Below are 23,514 nucleotides of genomic sequence, written 5' to 3'. Positions count from 1 at the left end.
CGGGCAGGCGTGAGAACCGCCCGGCATCTCCTGGTATTCGCCTGCTGTCAGGGCATCAGGCTCTGGCCTTCGTCCTGTGCGGCTGTAAGCACGGCTGAAGGATCGCCGGTGCCGAACACGGCTTCGCGCACCGAGTCCATCATCATCTTCTCGACCTGCCGGTAATTCGGGCCGGGGAAAGCGATATTCGCCGTCAGGTGATCGAGCTGTTTCAGGTTGGCGCGGAACATCGGGTTTTCCTTGACCCAGGAGGCGAGATAGTTCGGGTCGTCGACGATATCGAGGCGCAGCGGCAGATAGCCGATCTTGCTGGTGATAACCGTATAGGCCTCCTTGCTCGTCAGGAATTTCAGGAGTTCATAGGCAGCACGCTGTTTCTCCGGATCCTTGCTGAAGACGTAAAGCGCGCTGCCGGAATTGGTGGGTGCGGTCGGCTTGTCGCCGAAGGAGGGCATCGGCGCCATGCGCAGGTCGAACTTGTCCTTGGCCGCCTTCTTGTAGCTGCCATAGACCGCGCTGGTATAAAGGAACATGCCGAGATTGCCGGCGGCGAAGGTGTCGGAGGGGCTTGCGACGTCGATCTTGGCGTGCGCACCGCTTTCGACCATGCCGCGCAGCATCTTCACGGCATCGGCGGCATTCGTATCCGCGAAGGTGAGCTTGTTGCCGTCGCGCACCTTGCCGCCGTTCGACATGACGATCGCCTGATAGACGAAAGTGCCGTCGACCGGGCCGTAGGCGCCCGGGAAGAAGCCGTTCTTGCCGGTCTTCTCCTTGATGGCACGCCCGGCCGCATCGACGTCGGTCCAGGTCTTCGGCGGATTATCCGGATCGAGGCCTGCCTGTTTGAAGAGGCCGGCATTGTAATAAAGGATCGGCGTCGAGAAAGTATAAGCGAGACCATAGGTCTTGCCGTCGACCTTGCCGAGTTCCAGGCCTTTCGGGATCATGCCGGCGAGGTGGGCCTTCAGTTCTTCGGAGCTCACCATGTCTTCGAGCGCATTGGCGCCGAGATCGCTGGCGATGTAGATCAGGTCGCGGAAAACGAGCTGGGCGACGTCCGGCTGGCGGCCGGCGACGATATCGGCCTGCACGCGGGACATGATCTCGTTCGAGGGAACGGCGATCGTCTCGACCTTGATGTTCGGGAACTTCTTCTCGAACGTGGCAAGGAGTTCCTTGGTGGCATCGGCACCGGCGCTCGCCGAAGCAAGGTTGTAGTTGTAGAAGCTGATCGTCACAGGCCTGTCGATCGCGGCCGGCATCTCGGCCAAGGCGCCGAGCGGCGTCATGGCAACGCTTGCGAGCGTCGCCATGAGCTTGAGTGTGGTTCTGCGCAGCATTTGGGTTTCTCCCGGGTGAGGGTTATTCCGCGGCGACGGGTGTTGCCCGCGCCATCAGCATTTCGAGCGGATAGGTGTTGAGTTCGGCGCGGTCGGACGGCAGCGGCACGAAGGCCATGGTGAGGCCGGACGACCGGATCGTGCCGATGCCGAAGGAGGCGCCGCGCACCATGCGCAGGATGTCCGTGCGCAGGATATCGGTTGCAGCATGTTGGCCGGTGCCCACCACGACCGGTATGCCATGCCAGAAGGAAACGCGGTCGTGATGGATATGGCCGCTCAGGATGCCGATGATATTGCGTCCTTGCAGCAGTTTCCGGAAGCGTTCCGATTGCGGGAAGTGGATTGTGCGCCAATGTGTTGCGTCTGGTTCCTCACCCAGAGAGGGAGGATGGTGGACGACGATCAGCTTCGGCAGGTCAGGATGGCTGTCGAGCGTCGAGGCGAGCCAGTCGAACTGTTCCGGATCGATCGTTCCGCCGATGAGGCCCGGCGTGGACGAGTCGATCGTAACGATATGGATGCCATCGACGACGGCATCGTGATCGTAAGGTGCATCCGGATCGTCGGTCTCGATGCCCATGCCTTCGTAGAAACCCGGTCGGGTATCGTGATTGCCGAGTGCATAGATGACCGGCATGTCGAGTTTCGCGGCGATGATCTCCTTCATCCGGCGGTAGCTTTCCGCATCGCCGCGATTGGTGAGATCGCCGCTGGCGATCACGAATTGCGGTTTCGGTGTCACGGTCACGACGAGGTCGAGGATCTGGTTGAGCGTTTCCATCGTGTCGCTGTGCAGGTGGTCGTCGTCGGCGGTGCCGATATGCAGATCGGTCAGGTGAATGAATGTGGTTTCGCGGCGCATCGGATGCCTCCATGGATGACGTCTCGGCAGCGGACGAGGGAATGCCCGATCGTTTCCGCCTGTGGGAGGACCGATAGAAGGACTTTGTTTCGCAGGAGTGACGGAATTCGAATGCCGTTCGAAACGGGAACAGGAGGCGCGGCGGCGGTAGGCTCGAAACTTCAGGCTATCCGGCGAAACATCGGGGCGATCACCTCGACCATGCGGGTGATGACGATTTCGGGATCGTCGAGGTTCATCCGGTAGTTGGTCAGCACCTCGGTGCGCGAGCGGCTGCGGGTGACCTGCGAACGAATTCCAAGGGCGCAATTGAGCCGCCAGCCGATATCCACTTCGTCAAGCCAGGGCGCGATCCGCTTCAGATGCGGAATGAAAGCCCGATGATGCTCCACATTGTCGATAATACGGCGATAATGCGGAGCCTGCTCCCGATGTGTCTTCGCCATCGAGGTGAAATGAGACAGGACCGGATAGCTGGAGGTCGGGTCGAGGCTCCACCGGATAGAAGGGCCGACAAGCGCCGCGATGACTTCTTCGAGATTGGGCGGATCGGGCGCCCTGCGGTCAATCGCCTTCTGAAGCAGTCTGAGCCGCTCGGCATTCAGCCGGCGATAGACCCGTTCCGCGACGGCGGCAACCAGCTCCTCCTGCGAACCGAAATGATAGGCAATGGCAGAGGGCGTTGCGTTCGCCTCGATGGCAATGCGCCGCGCAGTCAGATCCTCCAGGGCTTCGGCTTCGCAAAGCAGATGCTCGCAGGCATCCATCAGCCTCATGGCGGTAAGATTGGCGCGGCCGTGCATGAACGATCACCCTCGACTACGCCAGCTTAGGCATGGTTTGTGTAGGGTCGATGACAGCGAAGCGTCATGCTGGTATCTGAAGTGGAACTTTAGCTCTCCGCCGCTATTCATTCTGACAAGAGCTTTCGAGGATCTTGTGAAATCAAGCATTCGACTTCATTGGCTGGTCGGTTATCTGGTGTTGGCGCCGCTATCCGCTTTGGCGCAAACCACCTGGCAACCGATCGAACAGATCCAGACCTATCCGATCACCGGCGATTCCGGAATCGACCTTTATGCCTCGATCGGACAGCGTGGCCCCAAAGTGGGCAGAGAGGTTCGTGCCATCGCGCATACCAATTTCAAACTCACCTGGACGCGAAAATACGAACCGCAACCTGGCGGCGCCTGCACCCTGGTTTCAGCAAAGCCGAAGCTGATCATTACTTATGTATTGCCCAAGCCTGCTTCGCCGCTTTCGCCGGATCTCAAGCGGAAATGGGATATCTTCATCACCGGTGTCCGCAAACACGAACAGGTACACGGTGTCACCATCGTCGACATGGTGAGGGAGATCGAGCGGGTTAGCGTCGGCCTGAGCGCCGCCAATGATCCAAAATGTTCCAAGGTGAGGGCTGATCTGCAGGCGAAACTCGGCGAGATTTCCAAGGCGCAACGAAAGCGCAGCAGCGATTTCGACCGAATGGAGATGAGCGAGGGCGGCAATGTTCACCAGCTCATCCTCAACCTGGTGAACGGGCGCTGAGGCGGTCGCGGCGGGCTCTTTTCGCATCGGGTTGACGGCCTGTACGCAAAGAGGTCAGGCGACTTTGTTCTGCAGGTAATTGATGACCGCGTCGGCGATCAGCGTCTTATGGCGTTCCATCGTCGCACGTTCCGAAAGGTCGCGGCGGAAGATGGTGCCGAACGTGTAGCGGTTTGAAACCCGAAAAAAACAGAAGGCGCTGATCAGCATGTGAATGTCGATCGGATCAGCCTTGCGGGTGAATACGCCTTCGGCAATGCCGCGCTCCAGGATTGCGGCGATGGTCTCGATAACCGAGACGTTCAGGTCGCGGATCGCTTCCGAACGCAGCATATGGGCGGCGTGGTGAATATTCTCGATGCTGACGAGGCGCACGAAATCCGGATTGGCCTCGTCATGATCGAATGTCGTTGAGATCAGCACCCGCAGAGCCTGTTCCGGCGGCAGGTTGGCAAGTTCGAGATCGGCCTCCAGCGTGCGGATCTTGCGATAGGCCCGTTCCAGCACCGCGAGATAGAGACCTTCCTTGCTGCCGAAATAGTAGTAGATCATCCGCTTCGAGGTGCGCATCTTTTCCGCGATCGCATCGACACGTCCGCCAGCGAGGCCGTGGGTTGAAAATTCCTCCGTCGCGACCTCCAGGATATCTTCCTGAGTTCGTTGCGGATCGTTCTTCCTACGGTTTTCGTGTTTCGACGCCATCCCAAAAAGTCGCTTTCATTACCCTTCTGTACCGCCTCTCCATGCGAAGCGCATTCCAAGGGTCTAGGTTGTCCACACCGGATTTCCGTATTTTTCCAAAGTCATAGCGAGCTTGTTCGCCACTTTCAATAGATCGAACTTGACATACTCACTAGTTCGTACATTTTAGCGATCGTGTCAGTGACCCCTGAGGAGGCGGTTCTGGCAAAGGCTCTTGCCAAGCTCAACGATCGGGTAACTGCTATGTCGGTTTCCCCGATGCCCGTCGCGACAAGGCCTTGGGAGGATTGGAAATGACACGGATCATCGATTTCTACTTTTTTGCGCTGAAGGTCGTCATCGCTCTGCTTCTGGCGGGCATGGTCGTACTGGTCTTCGGCAATGTTGTCCTGCGCTACGCCTTCAACCAAGGCATTACCGTCTCTGAGGAGCTGTCGCGTGTCTTCTTTCTCTGGCTGACGTTCCTGGGTGGCGTCGTTGCCATGCGCGAGCACGGCCATCTCGGCGTCGATTCACTCCTGAAGCGCCTGCCGCCGGCGTCTGCGAGAATTGCAATGCTTCTGGGGCAGGGACTGATGCTCGTGGCGACCTGGCTGATGATCAGCGGAAGCTGGACGCAGACGCTGATCAACCTGCCCACGACCATGCCCGCAACCGGCATATCCATGGGCTGGTTCTACGGCGCAGGCATCGCCTTCGGTGTCCCGACCTTCCTCCTCATCCTCTGGGATGCGTTTCAGGTGGCGACCGGCCGCATCGATATCGCGACTGCGCAGCTCGTGCGCGACAGCGAGGACGAGATCGCTCTCGACAGTCATCCGGAAACTGCCGTTGCCGGTAGCGGGACCAAGGCCTGAGGAGAGGATTGATGACGCTCACGATTTTCCTCGGCGCGCTTCTCGGCCCCATGGCGCTTGGCGTGCCGATTGCCTTCGCTCTCATCCTCAGTGGCGTGGCGCTGATGATGTATATGGATATTTTCGACGCTCAGATCGTCGCACAGAACGTGCTGAACGGTGCCGATAGCTTCCCGTTGATGGCAGTCCCGTTCTTTCTGCTGGCTGGCGAGGTCATGAACACCGGCGGTCTCTCGAAGCGCATCGTCAATCTCGCCATGGCAATGGTCGGCCATGTGCGCGGCGGTCTTGGTTTCGTGGCGATCTTTGCGGCTTGCATACTCGCAAGCCTGTCCGGTTCCGCGGTGGCGGATGCCGCAGCGCTCGGCGCGTTGCTTTTCCCTATGATGCTGAAATCCGGCCATGATCCTGCCCGCGCAGGGGGGCTTCTGGCATCGGCTTCGATCATCGGCCCGATCATTCCGCCATCGATCGGCTTCATCCTCTTCGGCGTCATCGGCGGCGTGTCGATCACGAAGCTCTTTCTCGCCGGTATCGTTCCGGGGCTTCTGATCGGGCTTTCGCTTTGTGTCACGTGGCTGATCGTCGCCCGCAAGGAGCAGTTCGAACTGCCGCCCAGGCAGAGCCGCGACGTGCGGATCAAAGCCTTCGTCGACAGCATCTGGGCGCTGCTGCTGCCCGTTTTCATTATCGTAGGCCTGAAGTTCGGCGTCTTTACGCCGACCGAAGCAGGAGTGATTGCGGCCGTCTATTCGCTGTTCGTTTCGATGGTCGTCTATCGCGAGCTCAAGCCGTCGCAGCTTTTCCATGTGTTTGTCTCGGCGTCCAAGATCACCGCCGTGGTGATGTTCCTGGTCGCCTGCGCGGCGGTTTCCGCCTGGCTCATCACCGTCGCTGACGTGCCGGGTGATCTCGTCAGGCTGCTCGACCCGTTGATGGATAATCAGACACTACTCTTGATTGCCATCATGGTGATGGTCGTCCTCGTCGGCACGGCTATGGACATGACGCCGACCATTCTCGTCATGACGCCTGTTCTGATGCCGATCATCAAGCAGGCGGGCATCGACCCGGTTTATTTCGGCGTATTGTTCATCATCAACAATTCGATAGGTCTTATTACGCCGCCGGTCGGCACGGTGCTCAACGTCATCTGCGGCGTGTCGAAACTTTCCATGGAAAAGCTCGTGAAAGGCGTCATGCCCTTCATGATCGCGGAACTCATCGTGCTTTTTCTGCTCGTCCTGTTTCCGGAACTGGTGACCGTGCCCGTCACCTGGTTCGGGCATTGAGGCGAGCGATTTTTTCAAAGTGCATGTCAACCGGCCGTGGGGAGGTCCCGGCCAATAGTGGGAGGAAAGCATGTTCAACAAGATGATGAAACTGGCGCTCGGAATCACCATTCCGGTGCTTCTGTTCACCGGCACGGCTTCTGCCGAAATCCGCTCGCATACGCTGAAATTCGCCGCGGCCAACAGCAAGGGCCATCCACAGGTCACCGGCATGGAAAAGTTCGCCGAGATCGTCAAGGAGAAGAGTGGCGGAAAGATCGAGGTCAAATTGTTTCCCGGCGGCGTGCTCGGCGGCGATGTACAGACCGTGTCGGCGCTGCAGGGCGGCGTGGTTGAGATGCTGGTGCTGAATGCCGGCATTCTGGCAAGCAATGTGAAGGACTTCGGCGCAGTCGACCTGCCGTTCCTGTTCAACAGTGGCGAAGAGGCTGACAAAGTCATGGATGGCCCTTTCGGCAAGAGCCTGATCGACAAGCTGCCACCGACCGGCCTTGTCGGGCTTGCCTATTGGGAGCTTGGTTTCCGCAACCTCACCAACAACCGCCATGCGGTTGCCAAGCTTGAGGATATCAAAGGGCTGAAGATCCGCACGCTACAGTCGCCGATCCCGATCGAACTGTTCAACAGCCTCGGCGCGAACGCCGTGCCGCTGCCTTACACCGAACTTTATACGGCACTCGAAACCGGTACCGTGGACGGGCAGGAAAATCCGTTCGCGAACATTCTCAATGCCAAATTCTATGAGGTGCAGAAGTACCTGACCGTCACCCGCCATCAGTACAATCCGCAGATCGTGCTGGTCAGCAAGAAGTTCTGGGATGGCCTCAATGACGAAGAGAAAGCGGTCCTCCAGTCCGCCGCTGTGGAGGCGCGCGATTTCCAACGCAAGGTTTCCCGTGAGGCCGATGCCAAGGCACTCGATGAAATCAAGGCGACGGGCATGCAGGTCACCGAGCTCAGCCCCGAAGAGACGCAGAAGCTGCGTGATGCGGTGAAACCGCTGATCGACAAGTTCAGCGCCGATATCGGGGCGGATAGCGTTTCCCTGCTCTTCAAGGAACTCGAAGCCGCCCGCAAGTAACGCGATCCGCCGGCTCGTTTCGCGGCGAGCCGGCTCATTCATCCACATGAGGCTTGAGTGCTATGGCTGAGACACTGCTGAAATCTTTGAAGGCCGGGCTGATCGGTTCCGGCATCCAGGCTTCATTGACGCCGGCGATGCATGTCAAGGAGGGGGCGGCTCAGGGCCTTCGATACGAGTACGAGTTGATCGATCTTGCCCAGCTCGGCCTGACGCCGGCTGCCTTGCCGCAACTGCTGAACGATGCCGAGGCGAGGGGACTCTGCGGCCTCAATATCACCCATCCCTGTAAACAGGTGATCATTCCTTATCTCGATGAGCTTTCCGACGAGGCGCACGCGCTCGGTGCCGTGAACACGGTGGTGCTGAGGAACGGCAAACGCTTCGGTCACAACACGGACTGGTGGGGTTTTGCCGAGAGTTTTCGTCGCGGCCTGCCGGGAGCCGATCTCGACGCCGCGCTCCAGATCGGCGCGGGCGGCGCCGGTGTCGCGACAGCTTTTGCCATTCTTTCACTCGGCCTTAAGGCCCTCACGGTGTTCGATCGTGAACCGGAACGCGCCCTGCAACTGGCTCAGAACATGTCGTTGCTTTTCCCGGAGGCGACAATCCGGGCTTCGGATGATATCAGCGACGCCATGCGAAACTCAGCGGGTCTCATTCACGCTACACCGACCGGCATGGCAAAATATCCCGGTATTCCACTGTCGCCGGACCTTCTTCAGCCCCGTCATTGGATCGCCGAGATCGTTTATTTTCCGCTTGAAACGGAGCTTCTGCGGGAGGCGAAAAAGCGCGGATGCCGCATACTGGACGGCGGCGGCATGGCTGTGTTCCAAGCCGTCGGGGCGTTTCGCCTGTTCACCGGTATCGAGCCGGATGCGGCTCGCATGCTCGAACATTTTCGTAGCATGACGATTTGACGGCGATATGTTTCAAGCCTTGCCGGCCACGTAATCGCGCATGACATCGCCGAGCTGGGCGAGGTTGGCTTCCCCCGGCACCGAGAGATGCCCGCGCAGAGACTTTTCGCGATTGTTCGGGCATAGGATCTAGCGATCCTTGTCCGGCTCACTATAGTGGCCGGGCTACGCTTCAGCGGCATCATCCTCCGCTCGCCAGAAACGCCCAAGGTAATTTCCCATGACGCTTGCCACTTCCGCCCAGGACATAGACGACGAGGCCCTGATCGAGGAGCTGAAACGCTGGGTCGAGATCGAGACCCCGACCTCCAATGCTGAGGCTGTCAATCGGCTTGTCGATCGCGTCGAGACCCTGGGAAGGGAAGCCGGTCTTGATACGGAACGGCTGCCGGGCACGCTCGGCTTCGGCGACATCCTCGCGGTGCGCTCGCCGCGTCCGGCCGGCAGCAACGAAAAGACGGTGCTCATTCTCGCGCATCTCGATACGGTTCATGCCGTCGGCGTCATCAACAATCAGCTTCCGCTGCGGCAGGAGGGCGACAAGCTCTATGGCCCCGGCATCTATGACATGAAGTCGGGGGCGCTGATGGCGCTCGAAGCCATGAAACTTGCGGTCAGGAAGGGAAGCAAAATGCCGATCGACCTGATCTTCGTGCCGGACGAGGAAATGGGAAGCCTGTCTTCTCGTACCTTCATGGAAACCGCGGCGAAGAATGCAGGCTATACTCTGGTAGTCGAGCCTGCGCGCGATGGCGGCAAGGTCGTCGTCGCCCGAAAGGGAGTTGCCATGTATGATATCACCGTGCAGGGACGTGCGGCGCATGCGGGCGCGAGGCCGCAGGATGGACGCAGCGCGATCCGCGCCGCTGCACGGCTGGTGCTGGAACTCGAGGCGCTCAACGACACAGACCGTGGCGTCACGGTCACGGTCGGCACGATCCAGGGCGGCACGGGCCGCAATACAGTGCCGGCCGAATGCCGGCTGCAGGTCGACGTCCGTGTGCCGAACGATCAGGTCGCCGAGGAGATCACCGGCAAGATCGAAGCCATGAAACCTGTCGATCCGGATATCACCTTCGAGATTGCCGGCAAGATGAACAGGCCGCCCTTTGCTCAATCGGAAGAGGGGAAGCGTTTGTTCGAAGCGGCGGCCAAGATTGCGAGCGACCTCGGCATTGCTCTGGAAGGCATGGCGACGGGTGGTGGGTCGGACGGCAATTTCACGGCGGCACTCGGCGTGCCGACCCTCGACGGCTTGGGGGCGGACGGTGCCGGACCGCATACGTTCACCGAGCATATTTTCGTGAGCAGCGTTGCGCCGCGCACGGCGCTGCTTGCCAATCTGATGATCTCACTCGAAGCGAAGTAGATCTATGCCGGCAGCTTGACGTCAAGCGAGTTGCGAATGCGGCCTTTGCCGATCTCGATGACGTGCCGCATCGCGATGATTGCCTTTTGCGGGTCGCGTGAGGCGATGGCGTGCGCGATCCTGAGATGATTGGAGGCGACCTCATCGATCATCTCGGGTGAGGATGCCGGTGACGAGAGCTGGAAGGATATTGCCAGCGCCGCCTCGATCAGCGCGCTTGCCGAACGCATGAACGGATTGCCGGACATGCGGGCAATGGCGAGGTGGAATTCCAGGTCCACCTTGGCGATGGTTTCCGGCGTATGCGAGAGATTGTCGAACTTCGCTGCAATCGCATAAAGTGCGACGATATCGTCACTCGTGGCGCGTGTTGCCGCCGCAGCGGCGGCGGCTGGCTCCAGAGCCATACGCATTTCCGCAAGATGTTCGATGAACTCGAAATCGAGACCTGATTCGAAGCGCCAGCCGAGCACGTCCGAATCGAAGAAATTCCAGCTCGCCTTGTCCAGCACGCGGGTGCCGACCTTGGCTTTGGGCTCTACCAGGCGTTTTGCGGCGAGCGTCTTCATGGATTCGCGCAACACCGTGCGGGAGACACCAAAGCGGGCGGAAAGTTCCGCATCACCTGGCAGCAATGAACCTTCCGGTATCTTGCCGGATACGATGCCGCGGCCGAGTTCCGCCACCACATGCGCGTGGTTGCTGCGGCGCTTTCGCCCACTGATCGTGGTTTCCAGAAGACCCAATCAAACCCCCTTCAGCCGGCCCTCGGCCAGCTTCCTGTTTGAATACCAGATGATCGCACGCTGCAAGACGATGAAGACGAAGAGCAGGAAGCCGATGACGATTTTCGTCCACCAGGACGACAAGGTGCCATCAAAGACAATGTAGGTTTGGATCAGTCCCTGGATCAAGATACCCACGAACGTGCCTGCAACAAGGCCGACGCCGCCCGTCAGCAGCGTACCGCCGATCACGACGGCTGCGATCGCATCGAGCTCGACGCCGACTGTCGCCAAGGAATAGCCGGACGAAGTGTAGAGCGTGTAGGCAATGCCGGCGAGGCCGGAAAGAAAGCCCGAAAGTGCATAGATGCCGACGGTCGTTGAACCCACCGGCACGCCCATCAGCTCCGCCGATTGCTGGTTCCCGCCGATCGCATAGACATTGGCGCCGAAACGGGTGCGTCCGGCGACGAAAGTGCCGACGATGAAAACCAGCAGCATCAGCATGGCAAGCGCGGTCAACCGGCCGCCTCCCGGAAACCGGTAATAGAAGCTCTGGATGGTGTCGATAAAGGGGTGCGAGATCGGCACGGATTCGGTCGAAATCAGGTAGGCGGCACCGCGCGCGAGAAACATACCTGCGAGCGTCACGACAAAGGGCGGTATGCTGAGATAGCGGATCATGGCGCCCATCAGACTGCCGAAGAGCGTCGAGATGACCAGGACGGCCGCGAAGGCGGTAAGCGGATGAACTCCCAGCGTGCCGACCATGACTGCCACGAATACGCTGGTGAAGGCGATGACCGAACCGATCGACAAGTCGATCCCTCCGGACAGGATTACGAAGGTCATGCCGACAGCGGCGATCCCGAGAAAGGCGTTATCGGTAAGCAGATTGCCGATCACGCGCGTCGACAGCATGTTTGGGAATTGCAGGACGCAGAGCGCATAGGCGATGACGAAAATGCCGAGCGTGGCAACAAAAGGGAGGTTGCGGGTGTGGATCATCGCGCCGTTCCTTCGGCCTCGTTGGTTGCGGCCTCCGGTTGCCGTCCGGCAGGCTTCACGAAGTGAAGTAAACTCAGTATCGTCGGCGACTGCAACGTCAGCACAACGATGATGATGCCGGCCTTGATGATCAGGTTGAACTCCGGCGGGAAGCCAGAGACGAGGATGCCGGTATTGATCGACTGGATGATCAGCGCGCCGATCAGCGAAGCGGTGATCGAGAATCGCCCGCCGTTCAGTGAGGTGCCGCCGATGACGACGGCGAGAATGGCGTCGAGTTCCAGCCAGAGGCCGGCATTGTTGGCGTCGGCACCCCGGATATCGGCGGTGACGATGAGGCCTGCAACGGCAGCGCATATGCCCGAAACCGCGTAAACGAAGAAGAGCAGGAAGCGGGCGCGTACCCCGGCGAGAGTGGCAGCGCGACGGTTGATGCCGGTCGCTTCGATCAGGAAGCCGAGTGCCGAGCGGCGCACCAGCAGGCCGATGAGCAGGCCGGCACCCACCCAGAGATAGATGGGGATCGGAATACCTGCGAAGGAGCCGGATCCGAGGGCAGCAAAGGTATCGTTGTTGAAGGTGAGAATAACGCCTTCTGTAATGAGTTGAGCGACGCCACGACCGGCGACCATCAGGATCAGAGTGGCAATGATCGGCTGGATATCAAGTATCGCCACCAGGACGCCATTCCAAAGCCCGCAAAGGAGGCCGACACCCAGCGAGATCAGGATGACGGCCGGCAGCGGATAGTCCTTGCTGATGAGTGTCGCCGCGACCGCACCGCAGATGGCAATGACCGCACCGATCGAAAGGTCGATACCGCGCGTGGCGATAACGAGTGTCATGCCGATTGTCAGCAATGCGACTGGCGCGGCGCGCACGAGGATGTCGATCAGGCTGCCGTAAAGGCGGCCGTTCTGGACGGATATCGTCAGGAAGCCCGGTGCGATTGCGGTGATCAGTGCGAGGATGATGGCGAGCGCGATGAGCTGAGGAGCGAGACGGCGCAGGCGGCGGGTTACGCGATACATCAGGCGGCCTCCGTGCGGGCGGATGCGGCGATCGCCTGCATGATGTTGTCGGCGGTCAGCTGATCGCCGGCGAGTTCGGCGATGTGGCGCCGATCGGAGAGCACGATGATGCGATGGGCGACGGCCGTCAGTTCCTCCAGCTCGGAGGAGATCACGACGAGCGACATGCCTTGGGCGCAGAGCCGCTCGATCATCTTCAGGATTTCCGCATGTGCTCCGATGTCGATGCCGCGCGTCGGTTCATCGAGAATCAGGAGACGCGGTTCGGTTGCGAGCCAACGGGCGAGGATCGCCTTCTGCTGATTGCCGCCAGAGAGAAACTTGATCGGCCGTTCTGCATCGGCGGGACGAATGTCCAGCGACTTGATGAAGTTTTCGGCGATCGTCCGTTTTTCGCGGGATGAGATTGGCTTGGCCCAGCCTTGACGAGCCTGCATTGCGAGCGCGATGTTATCGGCGACAGAGAAATCGCCGATAATGCCGTCCGTTTTGCGCTCCTCAGGACAAAAGCCGAAACCGGCGGCAATCGCCGCCTCGGGGGAAGAGAGGGCGATCTTTTCCCGGTCGATGATCGCCGTGCCGCTGTCGGCGCGGTCGATGCCGAAGAGCAGGAAGGCGGTTTCAGTGCGGCCGGATCCGAGCAGGCCGGCGATACCGACCACCTCCCCGGGACGGATATCGAGGTCGAATGGCGCGACGCTGCCGCGCTTGCCGTAACCCTCAAAGCGGATCGTAGCCTCGGCTGCGTCCTTCACCGTTTCGTCCTGTGCCTGATGATCACGGGTGATGTGCTGCAGTTCACGACCGAGCATCATGGAGATCAGCTCAAGTTGCGGCAGTTCCGCCAACTTGCGCGTACCGACGAGCCGGCCATTGCGAAGCACGGTGACCCGATCGGCGACGGCATAAACCTGGTTGAGGAAGTGGGTAATGATGATGATGCCGAGGCCGTCTTCGCGAAGCTTGCGCAACACGGAAAACAGCATCTCGACCTCATGGGCATCGAGGCTGGCGGTCGGTTCGTCGAGCACCAGGACCTTGCCGGAAAGATCGACGGCGCGGGCGATCGCGACAATCTGGCGGACCGCAACGGAATAGGAGGAAAGCAGGGCATCGACGTCGATGTCGAGCCCGTAGCGGGCAAGCAAGGCCTTCGACTGGCGGCGCATCTCAGGGCGGTCGATCAGTCCGAGCCGGCGGGGTTGGCGGCCAAGAAAGAGGGTTTCCGCCACGGTGAGATTTTCGAGAAGGTTGACTTCCTGGTAGACGGTGCCGATGCCGAGTGTCTGGGCTTCCGCTACATTGGCAGGTGAGACTTCAACGCCATCGAGATGGATAGTCCCGCGGTCACGGCTATAGACCCCGGTCAGAATCTTGATCAGTGTCGACTTGCCGGCGCCGTTTTCGCCGAGCAACGCATGGATCTCACCCTGTTCCAGCGTGAAATCGACACCATCGAGCGCCACATTGCCGAGGAAGGCCTTGCCGATACTTCTGGCTTCCAGAAGTGTATTCGAATCCGACATGTTCACGTCCCGGGTCTATCGAAGAACCGGAGCGGCAAGGGGGCTCCGCTCCGGTTGCTGTTGGCGCCCGCCCCTGAAGAAGGAGCGGGGCGGGCGGCGGGAGATCAGTAGCCGAGACCCTTCTTTGCTTCGTAGACCTTCATCGGATCGTCAGCCGCGGTGTAGAGCTTCGATTCCGTCTGGATCCACTTCGGCGGCTCCTTCTTGTCCTTGAGATAGGCTTCGAGCGCGTCGAAAGCGGGGCCGGCCATGTTCGGGGTCAGCTCAACTGTGGCATTGGCTTCACCCTTTGCCATGGCCTGAAAGATATCCGGCACGGCATCGATCGAAAGGACCTTGATGTCGGTGCCGGGTTTCAGGCCAGCTTCCTTGATTGCCTGGATGGCGCCGACGGCCATGTCGTCGTTGTGGGCATAGACTGCGCAGATGTCCTTGCCGCCGCCTTCGGCCTTGATGAAGCTTTCCATGACTTCCTTGCCCTTGGTGCGGGTGAAGTCTCCAGTCTGGGAGCGGGCGATTTTGATGTTCGGATGCGCTGCGATCGCCTGCTCAAAACCTTTCTTGCGGTTGATGGCGGGCGAGGAACCGGTGGTACCCTGGAGCTCCATCACCTTGCAGTCCTTGCTGCCGATTTCCTTCACCAGCCAGTCGCCGGCGACTTTGCCTTCGAAAACGGTGTCAGATGTAACGGCGGTCAGGTAAAGGTCCTTCGGTGCATCGATCTCGCGATCGAGCAGGATCACCGGGATATCTTCCTCCTTGGCTTCCTTGAGAACCGCATCCCAGCCGGTGGCAACGACGGGAGCGACGAAGATGGCGTCAACACCTTGCGCGATGAAGCCACGGATCGCCTTGATCTGATTTTCCTGCTTCTGCTGAGCATCAGCAAATTTCAGGTTGACGCCACGCTTTTCCGCTTCCTGTTTGGTGACGGTGGTTTCGGCGGCACGCCAGCCGGATTCGGAACCGATCTGCGAGAAGCCGACCGTAAGCGATTGAGCGGAAACGCCCGAAGCCAGGGACATGCTGAGGGCGACGGTGACCGCCGCAAGTGCTCTTTTCATCTTAAATCCTCCCAGAGATGAGAAAGCAAACTGACGGCGGCAAGGATTGGCATATAATATTACTTTTTCAAGCGATAATTTTGATAATTTTCAAAAATGCCCGAGGTGAGTAGGGCTATCTTGCGAGTTTTCATTGAAAATCAATTATTTATTTTCAATCACAGAGGGCGGCTGCGCGCATCAGGTGCCTGCTTTCGCATTCTTGACAAGCAGGAGCGCAATCCAATAGTCGTATTAATGACCGTATCGGAACTCAGGTATTCCGACGGGAGGAACCGCATGGCTTTGGAAGCGACGTGCGGGTTATGGAAGCATTTGGGTGACGAAATCGATGTTGCGTGTTCTTCAGGTTCGTAATGGCGCCGGCCAGTTGCAGGTTGTTGCATGGGAAGGCGAAGGTCCGGCCCGTGTCGTCACGGGCGTTTCGTCCACCTATGAGCTCGCGATGCAGGCGATCGCGGCCGGCCAGACGCTTTCACAGCGAATCGATGCAGTCGGGCTTGGCGAAACAATCGATCTGAAAAGGGCCGCGGACGAGGGGCGTCTCGCTTTGCCGATCACGCATCCGGATCCGGCGCATTTCGTCGTTGCAGGCACAGGCCTCACCCATCTCGGCTCTGCCGACGGTCGCGACAAGATGCACAAGGCGGCGCAATCGGCAGAGAAGCCAACCGATTCCATGCGCATGTTCCTGATGGGCGTCGAAGGCGGCAAGCCCGGGCCGGGCCAGGTCGGCGTCCAGCCGGAATGGTTCTATAAAGGTAACGGATCACAGCTTCGGGCGACTGGCGAGGAACTTGTTTCGCCGTCCTTCGCCCTCGACGGCGGCGAGGAGCCCGAGCTTGCGGCGATCTATCTGATCGGTCCGGACGGCACGCCCTTCCGGCTGGGTTTCTGTCTTGCCAATGAATTTTCCGACCATGTGACCGAGAAGGGCAACTATCTCTGGCTTGCCCATTCCAAGCTGCGCCAGGCTGCGCTGGGGCCGGAACTTCTGGTTGGCGATCTGCCGGATCACGTGGAGGGGACCTCGCGGGTGCGCCGTGGTGATCGGGTGATCTTCGAAAAGCCGTTCCTCTCCGGCGAGGCGAACATGTCCCATACCATCGCCAATCTAGAGTATCATAACTTCAAATATGAGTTGTTCCGCCAGCCGGGCGACCTGCATGTGCATTTCTTCGGCACGGCGACGCTTTCCTTCTCCGAAGGCGTCAAGACGGAAGCCGGCGACATATTCGAGATTTCGGCGGCCCCTTTCAAGCTGCCCCTCGTCAATCGGCTGACCGTCGCCGCGGATAAGCCCGTCACAGTTAAGAAGCTCTGAGAGGCGGCCATGGCTCCCATCCGTCTTGCTATTGTCGGGCTTGGAAAGATCGCCAGGGACCAGCATCTGGGCGCGATCGAGGCCACCGACGGCATCGAACTTGTGGCTGTCGCCAGCCGCCACGCCAGGCTCGATGGCGTTGCATGTTTTCACGAAATCGGCGATCTGCTTGATTCCGATGTGGAAATCGACGCCGTTTCGCTCTGTACGCCGCCGCAGGGGCGTTGCAGCCAGGCAAAGGCCGCGCTTGATGCCGGCAAACATGTAATGCTTGAAAAGCCGCCGGGCGCCACGCTCTCGGAGGTTTACGCGCTCGAGGCTCTCGCCAGGAGGAAGGGTTTAACACTCTTCTCCACCTGGCATTCGCGGGCTGCCGCCGCAGTCGAGCCAGCGCGAGCGCTGCTGGCGAAGCGGAAAATCCGCAGCGTGGCGGTCGAATGGAAGGAAGATGTCCGCCACTGGCATCCGGGGCAGGCGTGGATATGGGAGCCCGGCGGTCTCGGTGTCTTTGATCCCGGCATCAACGCATTGTCTATCGTCACCCGCATCCTGCCGGAAGAATTCCATCTGACCCGCTCTGAACTGACTTTCCCTGCCAATCGCGCTGCACCGATCGCCGCAAGCCTTGTCTTCGAGACGGATAGCGGCGTGCCCGTCTCGGCGGAATTCGACTGGCGTCAGACCGGTCCGCAGACCTGGGACATCCGCGTCGAGACCGACGAGGGTTCGGTGGTGCTGACCCATGGCGGCAGCCGGCTTTTCGTCAATGGCGAAAGCGTGATTGTCGAAGAGGACAAGGAATACCGCAATCTCTATCGCGATTTCGTGGCGCTTGTCATGAAAGGCGCAATCGATACCGATTTCTCGCCGCTGGTGCATGTCGCCGATGCCTTTATGCTGGGCCGGCGGATCCAAACAGCCGCCTTTGAGGATTAATGATGAGCAACACCGAAAATACACCCTCCACCGAGATCGCCGAAACCGACCAACGCCGCCAGGAGGTGAAGAAACTCCGTTCGCGTGCCTGGTTCGACAATCCGGCTAACGTGGACATGACGGCGCTTTATCTTGAGCGCTACATGAATTTTGGCCTGAGCCAGGCCGAATTGCAGTCGGATCGGCCGATCATCGGCATCGCTCAGACCGGTTCCGATCTCTCTCCCTGCAACCGCCATCATCTGGAGCTTGCCCACCGTCTTCGCGAAGGCATCCGCGAGGCGGGCGGCATCGCCATCGAATTCCCGGTCCATCCGATCCAGGAGACGGGCAAGCGCCCGACTGCCGGCCTCGACCGCAATCTTGCCTATCTTGGCCTCGTCGAAGTGCTCTATGGCTATCCGCTCGACGGTGTTGTGCTGACGATCGGCTGCGACAAGACGACGCCGGCCTGTCTCATGGCGGCGGCCACCGTCAACATTCCGGCGATCGCGCTGTCGGTCGGGCCGATGCTGAATGGCTGGTTCCGTGGGGAACGCACCGGCTCCGGCACCATCGTCTGGAAGGCGCGCGAGCTGCTCGCCAAGGGCGAGATCGACTATGCGGGGTTCGTGAAGCTCGTCGCATCCTCGGCGCCATCGACAGGCTATTGCAACACGATGGGAACGGCGACGACGATGAATTCGCTTGCCGAAGCGCTCGGCATGCAGCTTCCCGGTTCGGCTGCCATTCCGGCACCCTATCGCGACCGTCAGGAAGTCGCCTATCTCACCGGCCTTCGGATCGTCGAGATGGTCAAGGAGGATCTGAAGCCCTCCGACATTCTGACCAAGGAGGCCTTCATCAATGCAATCCGCGTCAATTCGGCGATCGGCGGTTCCACCAACGCACCGATCCATTTGAACGCTCTCGCGCGCCATATCGGCGTGGAACTCTCTGTCGACGATTGGCAGACTTATGGTGAAGAAGTGCCGCTGCTCGTCAACCTGCAGCCGGCCGGCGAATATCTCGGCGAGGACTATTATCACGCGGGTGGCGTGCCGGCGGTCGTCAACCAGCTCATGGAACAGGGCCTCATTCATGAGGACGCCATGACGGTGAACGGCAAGACGATCGGCGAGAATTGCCGCGGAGCGATCATCGAGGATGAGAAGGTCATCCGTCGCTATGAGGAGCCCTTGAAGGCCGCCGCCGGCTTCCGGGTCCTGCGCGGCAACCTGTTCTCGTCGGCGATCATGAAGACCAGCGTCATCTCCAAGGAGTTCCGCGACCGTTATCTGTCGAACCCCGACGATCCGGAAGCGTTCGAGGGCAAGGCAGTCGTTTTCGACGGCCCGGAAGACTATCATCACCGCATCGACGATCCGTCGCTCGAAATCGACGAACACACGATCCTCTTCATGCGCGGCGCCGGGCCGATCGGCTATCCGGGGGCTGCAGAAGTCGTCAACATGCGTGCGCCGGATTACCTGCTGAAGAAGGGCGTCACCTCGCTCGCCTGCATCGGTGACGGCCGGCAGTCCGGTACTTCGGGCAGTCCGTCGATCCTCAATGCCTCGCCGGAAGCGGCGGCAGGCGGCGGTCTCGCACTTTTGAAGACGGGTGACCGGGTCCGGATCGATCTCGGTCGCGGTACCGCCGACATCCTTATTTCGGACGAGGAACTCGCCGAGCGCCGCAAGGCCTTGGAAGCCAGTGGCGGCTATCATTATCCCAAGCACCAGACACCCTGGCAGGAAATCCAGCGGGGCATCGTCGGGCAGATGGAAACCGGTGCGGTGCTCGAGCCGGCGGTCAAGTACCAGCGTATTGCCCAGACAGCCGGACTGCCGCGCGATAATCATTGATCGGTAACGATCCCCAGGGGCGGCGGGGGGCCGCCCTCATCCCGAACCAAGGCGGCTCAAGAGAAGCCGGCCTGAAGGAGGAGCAGTACATGAGCATCCTAAAATATCTGACCACGGCAGCGATGCTGACGGGCCTGGCTTTCGCCGCACCGGCCGGAGCCCAGGACAAGGGCCTTGTGGGCGTCGCCATGCCGACCAAGTCTTCGGCCCGCTGGATCGCCGACGGCGACAACATGGTGAAGGTTCTCAAGGAACGCGGCTATGACGTCGACCTGCAGTATGCGGAAGACGACATTCCGAACCAGCTCGCGCAGATCGAGAATATGGTAACCAAGGGCGCCAAGGTGCTCGTCGTTGCTTCGATCGATGGGACCACCCTGTCGGACGTACTGGCGCAGGCTCATGAGCAGGGCATCAAGGTCATCGCCTATGACCGCCTGATCCGCGACACGCCGAATGTCGACTACTACGCCACCTTCGACAACTTCCAGGTCGGCGTCCAGCAAGCGACTTCGCTCGTCACGGGCCTCAAGGCCGACACCGAAAAGGGTCCGTTCAACATCGAACTCTTCGGTGGCTCGCCTGACGACAACAACGCCTTCTTCTTCTACAATGGTGCGATGAGCGTGCTGCAGCCGCTGATCGACAAGGGAACGCTGGTGGTTGGCAGCGGCCAGACCGGCATGGACAAGGTTGCGACGCTGCGCTGGGACCCCGCAACGGCCCAGGCCCGCATGGACGCGATCCTTTCCTCCACCTATTCCGACAAGAAGCTGAACGGCGTGCTGTCTCCCTATGACGGCCTCTCGATCGGTATCCTTTCTTCCGTGAAGGGCGTCGGTTATGGCAGCGGCGACATGCCGATGCCGGTCGTCACCGGTCAGGACGCAGAAGTCCCGTCCGTCAAGTCGATCATCGCCGGCGAACAGTATTCGACGATTTTCAAGGATACCCGTGATCTCGCCAAGGTCACCGTCGACATGGTCGACGCGGTCATGAGCGGCAAGGAGCCTCAGGTCAACGACACCGAGACCTATGACAATGGCAAGAAGGTCGTACCGTCCTATCTTCTGAAGCCGGTTGTCGTTGATAAGACGAACTGGAAGCAGGTTCTGGTTGACGGCGGTTACTACAAGGAATCGCAGCTCAAGTAGTAGGCTTTTTGCTCCGCGCGGTGGAAATCTGCCGCGTGGACCCAAGCAAATCCGGGAAAAGTGCGCAGCGATTTTCCGTCCGGAATTGCGCAAGACAAGGATATGGAGCGTTTCCCGCAGGAAACGCTCTAATTTTCGGAGTGATCATGCTCGATCCCGTTCCGCCGGCCGAAAGGCCGCCCATTCTCGAAATGCGAGGCATTTCGAAAAGCTTTGGCGCCGTAAAGGCGCTTTCCGATGTCAGCTTCACCGTTCAGGAAGGTGAGATCCACGCGCTCGTCGGCGAAAACGGCGCCGGCAAGTCGACGCTGATGAAGGTGCTTTCCGGCGTCTATCCGCACGGCTCCTACGAAGGCTCGATTCTGTTCGCGGGGGAGGAGCGTCATTTCCGCGACATCAACGATTCTGAAAAGCTCGGCATCATCATCATTCACCAGGAGCTTGCGCTCATTCCGCTGATGTCGATCGCGGAAAACATCTTCCTGACCAATCCGCCGGCACGGCATGGCGTGATCGACCGCAGCGAGAGGCACAAGCGCACTCAGGCGTTGCTCGCCAAGGTGGGGCTCACCGAACAGCCGGACACGCTGATCACCAATATCGGTGTCGGCAAACAGCAGCTCGTCGAGATCGCCAAGGCGCTGTCGAAGGACGTACGGCTGCTGATCCTCGATGAGCCGACTGCATCGCTCAACGAGACGGACAGCGCGGCTTTGCTGGAACTTCTCAAGGAATTCCGCCGCAACGGCATTACCTCGATCATGATCTCCCATAAGCTCAACGAGATCACGGAAGTCGCTGACCGTATCACGGTGCTTCGCGACGGCCGCACGGTCGGCACGATGGATTGCCATGCCGGCCCGGTCGATGAGGACGAGATCGTCCGGCGCATGGTCGACCGCGATCTTGAGAGCCGTTACCCGAAGCGCGATCCGAAGATCGGTGATGTCATCTTCGAGGTCGAGAACTGGTCCGCCTACCATCCGCAGCATTCCGACCGGCAGGTGGTCAAGAATGTTTCGCTGAAGGTCAGGGCCGGCGAGATCGTCGGCATTTCCGGGCTGATGGGCGCAGGGCGCACCGAATTTGCCATGAGCCTGTTCGGCCGGTCCTGGGGACGTCATGTCACGGGCACCGCCAAGATGCACGGCAAGGAACTCGACCTTTCCGACGTCCACAAGGCCATCAAGGCGGGTCTCGCCTATGTGACCGAAGACCGCAAGCAGCTCGGCCTCATTCTGCCGGAGGATATCCGCAAGAACGTCTCTCTCGCCCATCTCGGCGGCGTGTCTTCGCGCGGTGTCATCGACGATATCGCAGAGATGAAGGTGGCGCAGGAATTCCGCGCTCGCATGCGCATCCGCAGCCACAACGTCTACCAGGAAACCGGCAAGCTCTCAGGCGGCAATCAGCAAAAGGTGGTATTGTCGAAATGGCTCTTCACGGGGCCTGAAGTGCTGATCCTGGACGAGCCGACACGCGGCATCGATGTCGGCGCGAAATATGAAATCTACACGATCATCAATGAGCTCGCCGACGCCGGCAAGGCGGTGGTCGTCATATCGTCGGAAATGCCCGAACTGATCGGCATTTGCGACCGTATCGTGGTCATGCACGAAGGTGCGTTTGTCGGCGAAGTGTCCGGCGAGGAAGCCACGCAGGAAAATATCATGCGCGCCATCATGCGGCGCAAAGGGAGAGAATAATGAGTACGCCCCAGGAAGCAATCACGGCGCCGCCGAAGGCGACCAGTTTTCTGAAGGACAATCTCCGCGACTTCGGCATGCTGATCTCGCTGGTGGTGATCGTCATCTTCTTCCAGATCGCCACCGACGGTGTTCTCCTGAAGCCGCTCAACGTCACCAATATCGTGCTGCAAAATAGCTATATCGTCATCATGGCGCTTGGCATGCTGATGGTGATCGTCACCGGCCATATCGACCTGTCGGTCGGTTCGGTCGCAGGCTTTATCGGTGGCCTTGCCGGGCTCATGATGGTCTCGTGGGGGATCAATTTCGCTGTCGTCATCGTTGCCTGCCTTGCGGTCGGCGGCCTGATCGGCGCGGCCCAGGGCTATTTTGTCGCCTATCTCAAGATACCGTCCTTCATCGTGACACTCGCGGGCATGCTGGTCTTCCGTGGTCTGATGATCGCCATCCTCGGCAGCCAGGCAATCGGCCCGTTCCCGCCGATATTTCAGAAGCTTTCGTCCGGTTATGTTGTCGAGCTGATCTCCTCGGCCGGTGGCCTCTACATCACTTCGTTCGTGCTTGGCCTCATCCTTGCAATCATCCTCATCGTGCAGAATGTCGCGAGCCGCAAGCGGCGCATTTCGCATGGCGTCGAGACAGAGCCGTTCGGCTTCTTCGTCGCCAAGAACCTGCTGATCCTTGCCGGCGTCGGTTACATTGCCTTTCTGATCTCGTCGCATCGCGGGATGCCGAACGTGCTGATCATCATGGCGGTGCTGATTGCCGCCTATAGCTTCCTGACCACGCGCACCGTGGTTGGCCGGCAGATCTATGCAGTCGGCGGCAATGCCCGCGCGGCCGAGCTTTCCGGTATCAAGACAACGCGGCTGGTTTTCCTTACCTTCGTCAACATGGGCATGCTTGCGGCTCTCGGCGGCCTCGTGGTCGCTGCGCGCCTCAACAGCGCCACACCGAAAGCCGGCACCGGCTTCGAGCTCGACGTCATCGCGGCATGTTTCATCGGCGGGGCATCTGCCTATGGCGGCGTCGGCAAGGTGACGGGCGCGGTGATCGGCGCATTTCTGATGGGCGTGATGAACAACGGCATGTCGATCCTCGGCATCGGCATCGACTATCAGCAGGTCATCAAGGGCCTCGTGCTTCTCGGCGCCGTCTGCGTCGACGTCTACAACCAGCGTCGATAAGGCTCCTGGGGAAACAATGTTTC

Annotated in this window: 21 protein-coding genes; 12 read left to right on the top strand and 9 right to left on the bottom strand. The window is 59.9% G+C overall.

Features of this window, described 5'->3' with window-relative positions; genetic code table 11:
* Positions 1 to 47: 47 nt before the first annotated feature.
* The 3 genes from JL39_RS06865 to JL39_RS06855 form a co-directional block, all read right to left on the bottom strand.
* A complete protein-coding gene (locus JL39_RS06865; RefSeq protein WP_037147729.1) occupies positions 48 to 1,343 on the bottom strand; it encodes an ABC transporter substrate-binding protein in 1,296 nt (431 codons plus the stop codon).
* A 22-nt stretch (positions 1,344 to 1,365) separates the two neighbouring features.
* Positions 1,366 to 2,208, bottom strand: coding sequence for a metallophosphoesterase (locus tag JL39_RS06860; RefSeq protein ID WP_037147728.1), 843 nt, complete (start codon positions 2,206 to 2,208; stop codon positions 1,366 to 1,368).
* Positions 2,209 to 2,369: 161 nt separating this feature from the next.
* Positions 2,370 to 3,011, bottom strand: coding sequence for a TetR family transcriptional regulator (locus JL39_RS06855; RefSeq protein ID WP_037147727.1), 642 nt, complete (start codon positions 3,009 to 3,011; stop codon positions 2,370 to 2,372).
* Here JL39_RS06855 and JL39_RS06850 point away from each other — a divergent pair.
* Positions 2,995 to 3,756: a DUF922 domain-containing protein gene (locus tag JL39_RS06850; RefSeq protein ID WP_348270558.1), complete on the top strand. Its 762-nt coding sequence runs from the start codon at positions 2,995 to 2,997 to the stop codon at positions 3,754 to 3,756. The genes JL39_RS06855 and JL39_RS06850 overlap by 17 nt on opposite strands.
* 54 nt (positions 3,757 to 3,810) lie before the next feature.
* Here JL39_RS06850 and JL39_RS06845 read toward each other — a convergent pair whose 3' ends face one another.
* The gene (locus JL39_RS06845) at positions 3,811 to 4,458 is read right to left on the bottom strand and encodes a TetR family transcriptional regulator (RefSeq protein WP_037147725.1); all 648 of its coding nucleotides are present in this window, start codon (positions 4,456 to 4,458) and stop codon (positions 3,811 to 3,813) included.
* Between the two features lie 293 nt (positions 4,459 to 4,751).
* Between JL39_RS06845 and JL39_RS06840 the strand changes: the two genes are divergently transcribed.
* The 5 genes from JL39_RS06840 to JL39_RS06820 all read left to right on the top strand — a co-directional run bounded on the left by JL39_RS06840 (position 4,752) and on the right by JL39_RS06820 (position 9,980).
* Positions 4,752 to 5,315 (top strand): TRAP transporter small permease, encoded by a 564-nt coding sequence (locus JL39_RS06840; protein ID WP_037147723.1) that lies wholly within the window; start codon positions 4,752 to 4,754, stop codon positions 5,313 to 5,315.
* 11 nt (positions 5,316 to 5,326) lie between these two features.
* Positions 5,327 to 6,607, top strand: a complete 1,281-nt coding sequence (locus tag JL39_RS06835) for a TRAP transporter large permease subunit (protein ID WP_037147722.1) — start codon at positions 5,327 to 5,329, stop codon at positions 6,605 to 6,607.
* A 70-nt stretch (positions 6,608 to 6,677) separates the two neighbouring features.
* Positions 6,678 to 7,688, top strand: coding sequence for a TRAP transporter substrate-binding protein (locus JL39_RS06830; protein ID WP_037147721.1), 1,011 nt, complete (start codon positions 6,678 to 6,680; stop codon positions 7,686 to 7,688).
* Between the two features lie 62 nt (positions 7,689 to 7,750).
* Complete coding sequence (locus JL39_RS06825) at positions 7,751 to 8,611, top strand: shikimate dehydrogenase (RefSeq protein ID WP_037147720.1); 861 nt, start codon at positions 7,751 to 7,753, stop codon at positions 8,609 to 8,611.
* Between the two features lie 220 nt (positions 8,612 to 8,831).
* The gene (locus JL39_RS06820; RefSeq protein WP_037147718.1) at positions 8,832 to 9,980 is read left to right on the top strand and encodes a M20 family metallopeptidase; all 1,149 of its coding nucleotides are present in this window, start codon (positions 8,832 to 8,834) and stop codon (positions 9,978 to 9,980) included.
* A 2-nt stretch (positions 9,981 to 9,982) separates the two neighbouring features.
* Here JL39_RS06820 and JL39_RS06815 read toward each other — a convergent pair whose 3' ends face one another.
* From JL39_RS06815 to ytfQ, 5 genes are all read right to left on the bottom strand, one after another.
* On the bottom strand, positions 9,983 to 10,726 hold the full coding sequence (locus JL39_RS06815) for a FadR/GntR family transcriptional regulator (RefSeq protein ID WP_037147717.1): 744 nt from the start codon (positions 10,724 to 10,726) through the stop codon (positions 9,983 to 9,985).
* A complete protein-coding gene (yjfF, locus tag JL39_RS06810; RefSeq protein ID WP_081952735.1) occupies positions 10,727 to 11,713 on the bottom strand; it encodes a galactofuranose ABC transporter, permease protein YjfF in 987 nt (328 codons plus the stop codon). It lies immediately after the preceding gene.
* Entirely contained in the window at positions 11,710 to 12,744 is a 1,035-nt protein-coding gene (locus JL39_RS06805; protein WP_037147715.1) for an ABC transporter permease, read from the bottom strand. Before JL39_RS06805 ends, yjfF begins: the two co-directional genes overlap by 4 nt.
* Positions 12,744 to 14,270, bottom strand: coding sequence for a sugar ABC transporter ATP-binding protein (locus tag JL39_RS06800; protein WP_037147712.1), 1,527 nt, complete (start codon positions 14,268 to 14,270; stop codon positions 12,744 to 12,746). Before JL39_RS06800 ends, JL39_RS06805 begins: the two co-directional genes overlap by 1 nt.
* A 104-nt stretch (positions 14,271 to 14,374) precedes the next feature.
* Positions 14,375 to 15,334 carry a galactofuranose ABC transporter, galactofuranose-binding protein YtfQ gene (ytfQ, locus tag JL39_RS06795; protein ID WP_037147710.1) on the bottom strand — a complete coding sequence of 320 codons (960 nt, stop codon included), beginning with the start codon at positions 15,332 to 15,334 and terminating at the stop codon, positions 14,375 to 14,377.
* Positions 15,335 to 15,665: 331 nt separating this feature from the next.
* Between ytfQ and araD1 the strand changes: the two genes are divergently transcribed.
* The 6 genes from araD1 (at position 15,666) to mmsB (ending at position 23,491) form a co-directional block, all read left to right on the top strand.
* Positions 15,666 to 16,658: an AraD1 family protein gene (gene araD1 / locus JL39_RS06790; RefSeq protein WP_037147708.1), complete on the top strand. Its 993-nt coding sequence runs from the start codon at positions 15,666 to 15,668 to the stop codon at positions 16,656 to 16,658.
* Positions 16,659 to 16,667: 9 nt separating this feature from the next.
* The gene (locus tag JL39_RS06785; protein ID WP_037147705.1) at positions 16,668 to 17,594 is read left to right on the top strand and encodes a Gfo/Idh/MocA family oxidoreductase; all 927 of its coding nucleotides are present in this window, start codon (positions 16,668 to 16,670) and stop codon (positions 17,592 to 17,594) included.
* Between the two features lie 2 nt (positions 17,595 to 17,596).
* Positions 17,597 to 19,441 (top strand): IlvD/Edd family dehydratase, encoded by a 1,845-nt coding sequence (locus tag JL39_RS06780; RefSeq protein ID WP_037148571.1) that lies wholly within the window; start codon positions 17,597 to 17,599, stop codon positions 19,439 to 19,441.
* 122 nt (positions 19,442 to 19,563) lie between these two features.
* Positions 19,564 to 20,595 (top strand): multiple monosaccharide ABC transporter substrate-binding protein, encoded by a 1,032-nt coding sequence (gene chvE / locus JL39_RS06775; protein ID WP_244446853.1) that lies wholly within the window; start codon positions 19,564 to 19,566, stop codon positions 20,593 to 20,595.
* 146 nt (positions 20,596 to 20,741) lie between these two features.
* Positions 20,742 to 22,301, top strand: coding sequence for a multiple monosaccharide ABC transporter ATP-binding protein (mmsA, locus tag JL39_RS06770; RefSeq protein WP_037147700.1), 1,560 nt, complete (start codon positions 20,742 to 20,744; stop codon positions 22,299 to 22,301).
* Positions 22,301 to 23,491 carry a multiple monosaccharide ABC transporter permease gene (gene mmsB / locus JL39_RS06765; RefSeq protein ID WP_037147698.1) on the top strand — a complete coding sequence of 397 codons (1,191 nt, stop codon included), beginning with the start codon at positions 22,301 to 22,303 and terminating at the stop codon, positions 23,489 to 23,491. The genes mmsA and mmsB overlap by 1 nt, the downstream gene beginning before the upstream one ends.
* The last annotated feature ends 23 nt before the right edge of the window (positions 23,492 to 23,514 follow it).

Source organism: Rhizobium sp. YS-1r, from assembly GCF_000757525.1.
Classification (GTDB): domain Bacteria; phylum Pseudomonadota; class Alphaproteobacteria; order Rhizobiales; family Rhizobiaceae; genus Neorhizobium; species Neorhizobium petrolearium.
Note: the sequence above shows the minus strand (reverse complement) of the source record. Positions and strands in the feature narration are given on the sequence as shown.